Origin of the sequence: Nocardia sp. CC201C (assembly GCF_030010695.1) — a bacterium.
GTDB classification, from domain to species: Bacteria; Actinomycetota; Actinomycetes; order Mycobacteriales; family Mycobacteriaceae; genus Nocardia; species Nocardia otitidiscaviarum.
This window is the reverse complement of the sequence record NZ_JASCXP010000224.1, coordinates 1-12,095: the sequence shown is the minus strand read 5'-3', so window position 1 is coordinate 12,095 and position 12,095 is coordinate 1. Positions and strand designations below refer to the sequence as shown.

8 protein-coding genes, 1 tRNA gene and 2 pseudogenes are annotated in these 12,095 nt (G+C 72.7%); all 11 read right to left on the bottom strand.

Annotated elements, in window-relative coordinates:
- Positions 1-2,598: pseudogene (locus QK444_RS22015) on the bottom strand (hypothetical protein); the annotation flags it as partial.
- Positions 2,598-3,215 (bottom strand): hypothetical protein, encoded by a 618-nt coding sequence (locus tag QK444_RS22010; protein WP_282783223.1) that lies wholly within the window; start codon positions 3,213-3,215, stop codon positions 2,598-2,600. The pseudogene QK444_RS22015 and the gene QK444_RS22010, both read right to left, overlap by 1 nt.
- Positions 3,216-3,292: 77 nt before the next feature.
- Positions 3,293-4,462 carry a hypothetical protein gene (locus tag QK444_RS22005; protein ID WP_282783221.1) on the bottom strand — a complete coding sequence of 390 codons (1,170 nt, stop codon included), beginning with the start codon at positions 4,460-4,462 and terminating at the stop codon, positions 3,293-3,295.
- A 127-nt stretch (positions 4,463-4,589) separates the two neighbouring features.
- Entirely contained in the window at positions 4,590-4,871 is a 282-nt protein-coding gene (locus QK444_RS22000; RefSeq protein WP_029924149.1) for a hypothetical protein, read from the bottom strand.
- 160 nt (positions 4,872-5,031) lie between these two features.
- A tRNA-Gly gene (locus QK444_RS21995) sits at positions 5,032-5,104 on the bottom strand.
- 114 nt (positions 5,105-5,218) lie between these two features.
- Positions 5,219-7,387, bottom strand: coding sequence for a hypothetical protein (locus QK444_RS21990; protein WP_282783218.1), 2,169 nt, complete (start codon positions 7,385-7,387; stop codon positions 5,219-5,221).
- On the bottom strand, positions 7,384-9,042 hold the full coding sequence (locus QK444_RS21985) for a cutinase family protein (protein WP_282783216.1): 1,659 nt from the start codon (positions 9,040-9,042) through the stop codon (positions 7,384-7,386). The genes QK444_RS21990 and QK444_RS21985 overlap by 4 nt, the downstream gene beginning before the upstream one ends.
- A gap of 44 nt (positions 9,043-9,086) precedes the next feature.
- Positions 9,087-9,713 carry a hypothetical protein gene (locus QK444_RS21980; protein WP_282783214.1) on the bottom strand — a complete coding sequence of 209 codons (627 nt, stop codon included), beginning with the start codon at positions 9,711-9,713 and terminating at the stop codon, positions 9,087-9,089.
- On the bottom strand, positions 9,710-10,537 hold the full coding sequence (locus QK444_RS21975; RefSeq protein ID WP_195146216.1) for a hypothetical protein: 828 nt from the start codon (positions 10,535-10,537) through the stop codon (positions 9,710-9,712). Before QK444_RS21975 ends, QK444_RS21980 begins: the two co-directional genes overlap by 4 nt.
- 6 nt (positions 10,538-10,543) lie before the next feature.
- Positions 10,544-11,350 (bottom strand): hypothetical protein, encoded by an 807-nt coding sequence (locus tag QK444_RS21970; protein WP_282783211.1) that lies wholly within the window; start codon positions 11,348-11,350, stop codon positions 10,544-10,546.
- A 28-nt stretch (positions 11,351-11,378) separates the two neighbouring features.
- Positions 11,379-12,095: pseudogene (locus QK444_RS21965) on the bottom strand (hypothetical protein); the annotation flags it as partial.

Genomic DNA, 12,095 nt, shown 5'->3' with positions numbered 1-12,095 from the left:
GGCGCTGCCGTTCACCACGACGCCGCCCTCGAACACCATGCAGGACCGATCGCCCAGGGCCGCACCGGGAGTCGCGCCGACCTGCTTGTCCACCGTCACCGATTCGCCGGTGAGCCCGGACTCGTCGATCTCCAGCCCGTCGGTCTCCAGCAGCCGCGCGTCGGCGGGCACCACATCGCCCGAGCGCAGCGCGATCACGTCGCCGGGCCGCAATTCGTCGGCGGGAGTGCTGGTTTCACCGTCCTCGGTGACGAGGCGGGCGAGCAGGCGTTCACCGACCAGCAGCCGGTGCAGGGACTGTCCGGCGCGGCGGCGCTGCAACGCCGACACCACGGCATTGAGGCCGAGCACCGACCCCACCAGCACCGCGTCGGTGGGCGAGCCCAGCAGGGCGGAGGCGACCGCGCCCACGGCGAGCAGCGGGGTGAGCGGATCCGCGAGTTCCCGGCGCACCTGCTGCGCCAGATCGGCGACGGTCTCCGTGGGACGCGCCAGCCAGCGCGCCGCCTTCAGTGCCTCGGTGGTGACGGCTCCGTGTCGCGACTGTCGGGGTTCGGGTGCGGGCAGCCGGGCCAGCACCTCATCGGGTTCCAGCGCATGCCAGGGCACCAGCGGTACCGGCGTGATCTGGTCGGTGCGCCCGGCGCGGCGGCCCGAGAACAGTCCGGTGGCGAAGCCGAGCAGGGCCGCCGACGAAATCGGTGCGGTGGCGGCCACCGGGCGCGTCCGGGTGGGGCCGGAGGCGAGCAGCAGGCCGCTGAGGGTGGAGGCCGACAGGGTCAGCACACGCCCACGTTCGCTGGCGGCGCGCGCGGGTCCGGCCGCGGCGATGATCCGCCGCGCACACGCCAGATTCGGGCACACCACTCCGGCCTGCCAGGGCACCCGCGACCGGGTGCCGTTCCCGTGCGCCAGCCCGATCCCGAGATCCGCCGCGGCCAACGCCTTGTGCGCGTTGCCGCTCAGCATGGCGACCACGTGACCCTGCCGCTGCAACCGCCGCACCAGGGCGGTGGTCGAGCCGCCCGCGGTCACGAATTCGTCGGCGCTGCGCCGCAATTCGGCCGTCGACTCGTCGCCGATGAGCACCACCCGCAATCCGGCCTTGCGCGCGGCGGCCAGCAGTCCGATCGCCTCGGGATGCAGTTCCCAGCCGACCAGCACCCGGCCCGCGACGTTGTCCCCGTCGCGCAACTCGTACCAGACCGGTTCGCCCTCATCGGTGTCCGCGTGCTTCCCGATCGGCCCCGCGTCGGGATCTTCGCCCGGCGCCTCCTGCTCCGGCACGAGGGTGAGCTGTTCGCGATGGCGCGAGCGCGGCGGGGGAATGGGGAGGTCGGGGCCGTCGCGCCAGAGCAGCCGCTGCGCGGCGCTCCAGACATGCTCGGTGGACCAGTCGGGGTTGTCGGTGTCGGCCGACAGCACGACCGGTCGGTCACCGCGCACCGCATGGCGGTCCACCACCAGGGCGGAGGCTCGGTCGAGCCGCCGCCAGAGTAGCGGGTCGATGGTCAGCACGCCCTGCACCGCCATGACCGTGGCCAGGGTGCCCGCGAAGGTCTCGCGGCTGGCCCGCGCCGCCTTGGGCACGCCCGCGGCGAGCGCGTCCGCCGCGTCCGACATGCCCCGGCTTCCGGCGAGGGAGGTGAAGGACACCAGGGCCGACCCCGTCGACACCTGCTCGGTGCAGCGCTCGACGGGACCGGGTGGCAGCGGCACCGGCCGGAGTTCGGGCGGCCGGTAGTGGTGGACGCCGGGTTGGTCCGGCCCGGCGATCAGATCGTCCCAGCGCTGCCACTGCGCGTACCGCGCGGCGGCTTCGACCAGCCGTACGGTGCGTTGCAGGCTGTCGGCGACGAGGCTGGCGAGGTGCCCGTCCAGCGCCTGCCCGAGCGCGCTGCCGGTGGTGAGCAGGGTGTCGGTGCGGTCGCGGCCGAGGTGTCGTTCCAGCAGCGCGCGTGCCGACGGCTGGCCGTCGGCGAGCGAGACGCCCGCGCGCAGCAGTTGCGCCGGGGTGGAGCCGGGCAGCGCCGAGCGCGCCACCGCCACCCCGATGCCGACGAGATCACCGGCCAACTGGACGGCCGCGGCCAGTACGGGTTCGCGTTCGGAGGTGTCGTCGACGACCTGGCTCCAGGCCGCGGTATCGGTTCCGGCGGCGCGTTCGGCGTCGACGAGGATCTCCTCCAGCCGCGCCGTGGTGAGCTTTTCCCGGTCCGCGGCGACCGTCACCCGCCCGAGCGCCTCGTTCACCCGGTGCCAGTGCACCCCGTCGGTGCGGTCGAGACGTTCGGACACCGCCTTCGCGACCCGGTCGGCCTGCTCGGAGTGCAGGCCCCGGACCTCGGCGTGAATCCGGTTGTCCCGGATGGCCACATGTCGTTGCCGCTGCCGTGGGCGCGGGTCGAACAGGGCCTCGAACTCCCGGGTGACGTCGTCGGTGAACTCGTTCACCGCGTCGGGCAGTATCGGTTCCAGCAGGTGGCGGGTCCCCCGGGCCGCCGCGGCGGCGGGACGGCCCACCAGGGTGACCGCGGCGGCGGCTCCGAGCATGGGAATCCGCAGCGGTGCGGTGGCGATCGAGCGCAGTCCGGGCATCAGCGTGCGGTCTCCGTCGTGGACGTGCGGGTGGTGGACTTGTCGGCGGTGGACTTGCCGGTGGTGGACTTGGCTGCCGTGGACTTGCCGGTCGTGGACTTGCCGGTCGTGGAACGCTTGCGTGTCGTCGGCGTCGTAGGCGGCTTCCGGCGCGCACCTTCCGCGCTGCCAGAGCCTTTCGCCCCGCGCTGGGACTTGTTCGCCGCGCGCTCGGACTTGCCTGCCGCGCGCTCGGACTTGCTCGCCGCGGCCGCGCTGTCGTCCGGGTGGTCGGAGGTGTCGTCCGCGTGCTCACGGCGCTGTGACCGATCCGAATCGTCGTGCCGCCGTGCGCGGTTGACCAGGTACACCGCGCCCGCGACGGCGCCCGCGCCTAGGGCGAGCGGCCATTCCACCAGTCCCACCACACCCGCGGCGGTCGCTCCGAGCGCGACCGCGGTCGGCGTGCTGACGCCTGATCTCGCGCCGGAGTACGCTCCCTGGACCGCACCGCGTGCCGCGCCGGTGGTGGCTCCCACCACCGCGCCGCCGACCGTGCCGACCGTGGCGGTCACCGCGGAGGTGGCCGCGGAGGCCGTGTTGTTCACTACCTTCGCCGTACCCGATGCAATTCCCATGACTGATCCCGAGGATGGTTGGTGACGATGTCATGGACGTAGCCCGGGAACGGGAAGGCAAACGTGCCCGCGGAAGATCAGGATTCGCGGCTCAGCCGGAACGGCCCACGGTCCCAACGCCATCCGTGCTTCAGCACCAGGGCGGCGAAATCCAGGAGTTCCATGCCGGTTTCCTCCCGGATCCGGCGTAGTTCCGCCCAGTCGACCGGTCCGTCGGCGAGCCGGTTGCGGAGAATGTTCTCGGTGCGTGCGTCGACCTGCCGCCGCATGAGGTCGGCGACCCCGGATTGACTGCCCGTCCACACCAGCCAACCCCAGCCGCGCGCGTGCGCGTACCCGCGCCCGGCCGCCGCCTTGGCCCGATTGGCGCGCACTGCCGCGTGCCCGAGCGGAATCACGTCGATGAGCACCACCCGCCCGTCGGCGAAGCGCACCGCCACACTCGGGTGGTGCACCCGCTGGGCTCCGTCGAGTTCGTATTCGACCGCGCCGGGATACTCCTGGAACTCCTCGACGCGTTCGCTCCCGTCCAGCAGGCGCAGCAGCCGCGCCTGCAAGCCGGTATCGAAGGTCACCTCGCGCCCGAGCTTCTCGGCGAACATGGTCCCGCGTCCGTCGTCGTCGAAGTCCAGGCGCCGCGCCGGGCCGTCGGGTAGCTCCTCGGGCGTGCCGTCGGCCCATTCCACGCGCCGCAGCCACGGATTCCAGATCCCGGCCGGCACCTCCTCGGGTTTGGCGGCGGGCAGCAGATGCCAGCGCCCCTTCTGCTGCCAGCCCGCGATGCGCTGAAAGACGAATCCGGCCAGCCGTTTCGAATCCTGGAGATCGTGCCCGGCCAGCCGCAGCTTCAGATACGCCCAGTCCTGTGCGGCGATATCGCTGTCGGTGGCATAGGTTTCGGCCAGCAGGGTGCGCACCAGCCGCTCGTCACCCAGGCCCACCGGATACCGTTCGGCGAAGACGGCCGTATCCGGATGTCCAGTGCCCTGCACCCGCCGCACCATCTGCCCGACGGCGCGGGTGTACAACTGCCGCGCCCGGTCCCGCGACACCCCGAGCCGTGCGCCCAACAGGGTCAGCGTTTCCGGGCTCTCCCCGTCGAGTCCCAGCCGGCAGGTGACGAGTTCCCGGTCGCGCGGCCGTTCCTCGGCCTGTTCGTCCACCATGACGGCGACGACCTCGTTGACGTCCTCGAGCCCGAAGGTCACGCTGTCCCGGCTGTCGAGCAGTCCGCTCGCACTCCTCACACTTCTCGTCACCGCGGCCCCACTGTCCGTGCTGTCGACACCTGTTCGCCAGTCTGTTCGACGAGATTAGCGTCGCGCACCGACAATCCGTGCCGACCGGGGACCGTGTCCGGTCATCCGTCCCGGATCAGCCGATGGCGGCGTTCATGATGGTGCCCGCACTGGTGGCGATGATGCCGCCGATCATGGCTCCGGCCACCATCTTCGGCGACGCCAGTCCGCCACCGGTCCATTTCTCCCAGGCGAACCGACCGCCCGCGTAGGTGATGCCCAGTACACCGGACAGCAGCACGAACCAGGTGAAGTACCGCACCAGCTTCATGAGTTTGTCCGCCGCGGGCGGCGTCTCGGGAGTCGGATTCCCGATCTGGGCGAGCACGGTGTCGGCCAGGGCGCTGATGATCGTCACCCTCCGAAGGTACCGCGAATCCGCCGCGAAGTGGCTGTGAATGTGCCCGAGATCTACTGTGCGCGACCGGCTTTCAGGGGGTGTCGCGATGTCCGGAATGTCGGATACGGCGTCGGCGACGAAAGCCCCGGCACGAGTGATCGTGCCGGGGCTCTCAGGGAGCGGATGACGGGATTCGAACCCGCGACCCTCACCTTGGCAAGGTGATGCGCTACCAGCTGCGCTACATCCGCATCTCGCTCACCGGGGCTTTCACCCTGCGGCGTGCGAGAGAGAACATTAGCCCACGGCCGGTCGAAACGCCAAAACGCTCGGATCGGAGCGCCCCCGGCGCGTGTGCGCCGCCCTCAGCGTGGCGTGGCGTCGTCGGGGAGTGGGATGATGGCGTTGATGACCGTGCGGTCCGCATCCGTGGTGGTCATGACCAGTTGCGGACTCCAGATCCGCCGGGAGTCGTCCGGCCGGAACTCGGTGACGATCACGATGTACTGACCGGCGAACGCACCCGGTGTGATCTGCACGCAATGCGTGGTCAGCGGTGGGATGGTGTCGATCCCGGCCTGGATGTCGGCCGCCGACGGCACCGCCGCATCGGCCGCCACGAGTTCCCGGGCCAGCGCCCCCGACCGCGCCACGTAGTAGGCGTGCTGCAACGCCAGAATCGCGTCCGGACCCGTCCGGGTGCCGCCCGGACCGTTGCCGCGCACCTGCCCACCCTTGGCCTCCGCCGGACATTCGGGTGTGGCCGCGCCGACCGGTGCGGTCGCGTCGTTCGGGGCCGCCGCCGGAGATTCGGGAGCCGCCGCCACGTCCGAAGCCGCCGATGTCGCGGGCACCGCGGTCGGCGCCGCCGCGGCGGGCGTCGGCTCACCCGATTTGGTGACCTGCACCAGCACCGCCGCCACCACCGCGCACACCGCCAGCACCCCGAGCAACGGCGCCGCCCACCGCTCCCGCGACTCCCACATCCGCTCCCGCAGCGACCACGGCTCCCGATCGGCCCCCACCCGCCGCCGCGTCCCCCCGGACGTCCGGTGCAGCCGAGCCAACGCCGCAGCCGCCTCCGCCCGCGATCGCGCGGCGACCTCCGCCCGCGAACCCGGCCCGTACGCCGACCGTGTGCCCGCCCGGTACGCTGACCGTGTCCCCTCGTCACAACTCGGCGGCGTGCCCGCGTCGTACCCTTGCGCGTCGGTTCTGTCGCCGCGGCGCGTGTCCGCGTCGTAGTCCGGCGGATCGCCCGCCGCGTACCGGCTTCCAGCGCCTGCGTCACGCGGCGGTGGAATGCCCGCGTCATGGTCCGGCCGAATGTCTGTGCCGTACATCGATCCAGCGGCCGTGTCGTCCGATCGAGCGCCCCGGTCGCGGTCGGATCGCACGGTGCTGTCGTGGTTCGATGGAGCGGTCCTGTCACGGTCCGATCGCGCGTGCACATCGTGGCCCGACCGTCGTTCCACACTGTGGTCCGGGCGCGCGGTGGAGCCGTGACCGGACCGCGGTGTCGCGCCGAAGGCGGACTGCGTGCCCGGCGTGTGGCGCACGGGTGACCCGGCGTCCTGGTCCGCCCGCGCGTCCTTCCGGAACGCCGCGGTCGAGTGCCCAACCGTCCGGGAGCCGGTGTCGGTACCCCGGTCGGCCGAATCCCGCTGTGCCCGTGCGGCACCGCCGGACCGCGCGTGCGCCACGGCGGGCGGTGCGGTCGGCGGCTCGGGCATCCAATGGGGATCCGACGATGGGAAGGGATGCGGCCGAGCGGCCCGATCCCGCCGCCACGCCGTGGATCCCGCCGCGCCGGACGAGTCCGAGCCGGACCGCCTGCCTCTCGACCGCGTGCCGGGGGTACCGCCGTCGTCGTAACCACCCTCGTCGTGCGTGCCCGCGTTCCCGTCGTGGCCACCGGGGTACGCGTAGTCGTCGGTACCGCCGGTGTATCCGGTTGGCCTATCGGCCGTCTCGCCGGTGGTGTCGCCCTCGGCTTCGGCCTGCGGCAGGCGGTCTCGGGACGCGGTGTCGGGCAGGCGGCGGCTCGCGGTGGCGGTGGACCTCTGCGTTCCCGTGGCCGGGTCGGGCCCACCGGCAGGGCGGTCGTCGGCGCTGTCGGCGTAGGCCGGGGCCGGGTCGAGGTCGTCGTCCTCTTCCAGCAGGCGGGCGTGCAGTCTCGCCATGCCCGCCAGGCGGTCGTCCCAGCCGGGCAGGTCGTCGTAGTCGCCGCTTTCGTCGTCGAAGTCGTATTCGTCGTCCAGACGGATGTAGCGGCCGGGTTCGGGTTCGCCGTCCGGTGCCGCGGCGTCGTCGAACCCGTCATCGTCGTATCCGCGTTGTGTGTGGTCGTATCCGCCCTGTGCGTCGGGGAATTCGGCGGCGCGGTCGTCACCTCGGCGGCTTCGCGCGGGCGCTCCGCGCTCGCGGCGGGCGCGGCGGTCGGGAGGCGGTGGCGCGCCGAGGCTTTCGCCGATCCAGTCGGCCCAGCTGCCGGAGTACCCGCCGTCGGTGGGGGAGGTATCGATGGTGCTCATGGGATGACCTGTGGTTGCGCGGGGGAGGCGAGGGGGAAGCCGCCGGAACCGGCGGGGTTCGTGGTCGGGGCGGTGGTGGGCGCCAAGAGCGGCGCGGGGCTGGTGCTCGGCGCCGTGGTCGTGTCGCTCGGACCGCCGAGCGGGAACTGTCCGTCGGGGGCGGTGGACGGCGCGCTCGTGGTGCTGGGCGCGAAGTCGAAACCGCCGTCGGGCCGGTCGCTGCCGCCCTTGGGGGCGCTGCCGTAGTCGTGCACTCCGGCGAGGTCGTGGGCGAGCGCCGCGAACCACTGGCCCACGAATTGCGCCGGGCTGTCGCCGAAGTCGCTGCCCTGCGGATTGGAGTAGTCGTGCTTCTGCGCGGTCTGCCAGTACCGCACCCAGGTGTTGGCGTCGAACAGGTCCTTGTTGTCCTGCAGGTTCTCCACCACCGCCTCGAACGCCTCGGTGACCAGGTTGTCGATGGTGGTCGGCGGCACCAGCTGGGTGACCGCGCCGACCACCTTGGTACCCAGCACCGCCAGCCCCGCCAGCGGATTGGCCAGTCCGGCGGTGGCGATCTCGGCGATATTGCCCGGCGTCAGCACGGTGCGCACCACGGTCACCACGGTGTTGATGGCGATGGTCCCGAGCTTCAGCAGCGCCTGGAACGCGTCCGGGATGTTCACCTGATTGCGTGGATCGGACGCCTCGGCCAGCCGCTGGGAAATGGACTTCTGCGGGGAGATCCGCAGATTGCTCAGCGAAGTGCCCGAAATATCGTTGTTGACCACATCGGTCACGGTCTTGATGGAGGTGAACGCCAGCGCCTGCCCGATGGACATGAGCGACCCGATCGGATCACCGCCCGAAAGCTTCACCTGGCCTGCGATATTGGCGACCACCTTCAGCAGCGCCGCGTCCTCGGGCACATCGCAGGCGAGATCACCGGCGGTGCAGAAGCTCGCCACTCGTCCGGTGAGTGCGCCGAAATTGGCCGCCACATCCCGTTCCGGCCCGATCCCGCCGCCGTAGGCCACCTGCGCGGGCTGCGCGGTGATCCGCGACAGGGCCTCCCCGCCGGTGCCGGGCACCGCGTCGGGCGTCACCTTGCCCGGCGATCCGGGGAACAGCGGCGCACCCGGATTGCGGGTGGGGTCGCCGAACAGCGCCACCGCCGCCACCTTGTCCGCCGGGATCGCGCCCCGCCCCGCGCCCACCTCCTGGGCGAACAGCGAGGCCACATGCGCCCCTTGGGAATACCCGGTGACGGCGATGCGGGTGTGCTCGCAGCGGTCGAGTACCGAGCGCGCCATCGATTTCAGGGTGCCGAGCCCGCCGCTCACCGATCGCGCGTACGGCGTCTCGTTGGCCGAGGTGGCGCCGCCGAACGACGAGTCGTAGGGCACGTACGCACGGGCGACGAGACCGTCGTCGGGCGCGGCGGCCAGCATGGGCCGGAAGACGGTGGACAGCATGCCGGTATCGGTGGTCACCGCGGCGTCGGGAGACGACTGCCCGGTGCCCTGGATGCCGAGCGCGAACAGCGCCGGGCAGGTCTCGATGGGTGGTTGTTGGTCCGTCGGGGCGGCGGACGCGCCGCCGATCCCCACCGCCGCGATGACGCTGACGGCGGTCGCGAGGACAGCCGAGTGTCGAATTCTTGCCCAGGACAGCAATGTTCGATCCTCCTCGTATTCGGCGGTGGGTGCCGCACCGGTGTTCAGCCGGTGTCGCGGTGTCCGGTCTGCTGCGCCTCGGGCGCGGTGAGAGCTATTCCCGCCGCGCGCGCGGCCAGGAAGAGCTGTTCGGCGAGATGCCGAACCGGTTGCGGGGGAGTGCGTGTCGCGTCGCCCTCGTCCACCGGATTGCGCACGGCGGCCGGATCCCAGACCGGCATGCGGTGCGGTTCGAGTTCGCGCCACGGCTCGATCCAGTTCAGCCGCCACGCCCGCGCGCCCATATCGACCGCGCGCGCCTCCACCACCTGCCGTCGGCGTGCCACCGACTCCGGCAGCGGGCGAGCGGAATCGGCCACCGTGACCACTCCGACGAGGCGGCTGCCCGCCGGTGTCGCCTCGTTCTGGTGCGAGAGCAGCGCGTATTCGAGAGCGTTGACACCGCTCATGTGGGTGCGCGCGACGAGCACCACCAGCGGCGAATCCATATCGTGCAGCAGCCCGATGCGGCCCGGCCAGCGCCGCCCCGCATCACCGGCCCAGCTCATACTGGCGGCCAGGCTGGTCACCCCGGCGCCGCCGTGCACGCCGACCAGCCACACCAGCGGGGGACGTCCCGGCGGGACCGGCACCGCGCGGTGCCACATGGGTACGGGCGGCCAGTCGTTCACCGCAGCACCCCCAGCAGTCGCAGATACGCGTCGCGCGTCGGGGCCGCCAGCCGGTGCCACGAGATCACGTCGCCCGCGGCCAGATGACCGTCGAACGGCACGGTCACCACTTCCCGCACCCACTTGCCGAGATAGGTGCGCACATGGTCGATGGACGCTTTTCCCGCGCCCTGCACCTGTTCGGTCAGCACGATCACCGCGTCGCCGATGAGGAATTCGCTGTACTGCTCGTCGAGCCAGCGCAGCGCCGGTCGCAGCCGGTTGACCGCGTCGGGCCGGGCGGCGACGGTGATCACCAGCCCCACCCGGGGGTCGGAGAGCAGCGGTGCGGCCAGGCGGCTGGTGACCGGCGCGCCCGCGTCCAGCACCGCGAGCAGCCCGGCCGTCTCGAGGTGGCGTGTCACCGACACCAGGGTTTCCCGGCGCGGCAGCGGGTCCGGGCCGCGCGGCAGCACCCGCACTCCGGTGGCGGTGTGGCCGGTGCAGGCGAGCACGGTGGAGGCGAGTTCGGGGTGCGGGGTGTTCAGCCAATCCTGCAGGGTGCTCACGGGGGTGGCGGCGTCACAGCCACGCAGTCCCACATCACCGCCGCCGAGGGTGGCGTCGACCACAATCGGCCACACCTGTCCGTCGCTCTCGGCCACCGCGGCGGCGGCCAGACCGAGCGCGGTGGTGGACGCGCCGGAGGAGCCCGTCGTGCCGAGCACCAGCACCGAGGGCAGGGCGGCGCGCACCAGGCGACCCTGCCCGCCGCGCAGTGGAACCGGGTCGGTCGGCGCGCCGGGCGTCGCCGTGACCGACAGCTCCACCGCCTCGGAGGTCATGGGGCACTACCCTTCCGCGGCGACGATCGCGGTGATGAGCATTCGTCCGTCACGGTGCGCGGTGGTGACGATCTGCTGCCAGGACGCCTGCTCACCATCGGGATGCCGCTCGTCCACGCCGACCAGCCAGCGCCCGGCGGGCAGCGGGGAGACGGTGACGCAGTGCCGGGTGCCGGCCGGGACCGCGGCGATGGCCTCGCGGGTGGCGCTCTCCGGGGCCACCCGGGCGTCCGGGGCGAGCAGGGCGCGCACGGCGGCCGGGTCGCGCTGTACGTACCAGGCGTATTCGAGACGCAGGATGACACCGGGCGCGGTGGTGGCATCGCCCGCACCCGCGCCCACCACCCGCTCGGGGGTGACCGACGGCTGGCACCAGGTGTCGGTGGCGTCGGCGGCCGGTGCCGCCGCGGGCGGTTCCGGGGGTGTGGACGGCGGTGCGGCCGTAGGCGTTTCGTCGCCGGTGAACAGCCAGGCTCCGGCCGTGACCACGGCGACCAGGGCCAGCGCCGCGGCCGCCAGGGCCGAGCGCATGATCATCCGCTGTCGGCGGCGGGTGGCGAGGCTGCGCCGCCGCGCCTCCTCGACGAGCGGGGCCATCGGGTCCTCGGCCCGCAGATCCGACGACAGATCCTCGCCGTCGTAGTCGTCCGGGTCCGGTGCGCGGCGCACGCCGCCGCGGACACCGTCATCGGTCTCGAGCCACCGGGACCACGGGGCCGCTTCCGGACTCGCCGGGTGATCCGCTCCCGCGTTCTCCGGGGACAGGGCGGGCATCGTCGCCCGCGGCATCGAGGGGTCGCGCCGCTCGGACACCGACATCACTCCAATCGGTCGTCGTCACTCAGCGCGGCGCGTGGAAGGCCGACACCACACCATTGATGACATCGGCGGCGGGCCCGAGCTCCGGAGCCAGCGGCGGCATGGCCGCCACCGCATCCCGCAACCCACCGACCACCGCCGCGCCCACCGGCCCGGACTCCTCCACCGCCGCGGCCGTTTCCACCACCTGTGCGGTCACCTGCGCGACGGGCTCCGCGTACTGGGGAGCCGCGACCGGCGCGGGCTCCCACACGGGAGCTGGCTCCGCGATCGGAGCGGGGGCGGGCTCCGCGATCGGAGCGGGCGCCGGTGCGGGTAGGGCAGCGGGGGTGATGCCGGGGATGACCGGCGCGGTGATCGTCGCGACGCCGGGGATGTCGATGAGCGGGGCAGGTGCGGGCTGTGCGCCCGGTGCGGCGGCGGGTGCGGCCGCGGGGATGATGCCGGGGATGACCGGCGCGGTGATTGTCCCGACGCCGGGGATGTCGATGAGCGGGGCGGCGTCCGTGCCCGGCGCCGGTGCGGCGGCGGGTGTGACGCCAGGAATGACCGGTGCGGCGACGGTCAGCACGCCGGGGATGTGGATGAGGGGTGCCGGGGTGGGGGCCGCGACCTGGGTCGCCACCGGCTGGTCGATGGGCAGCGGGGGCTGTGGTTTGGTCGAGTCGCCGCCGCTCAGGGCACCACCCGCGAGTGCCGCCAGCGCACCGCCGCCGACCACCAGGGGGACGCTCACCAT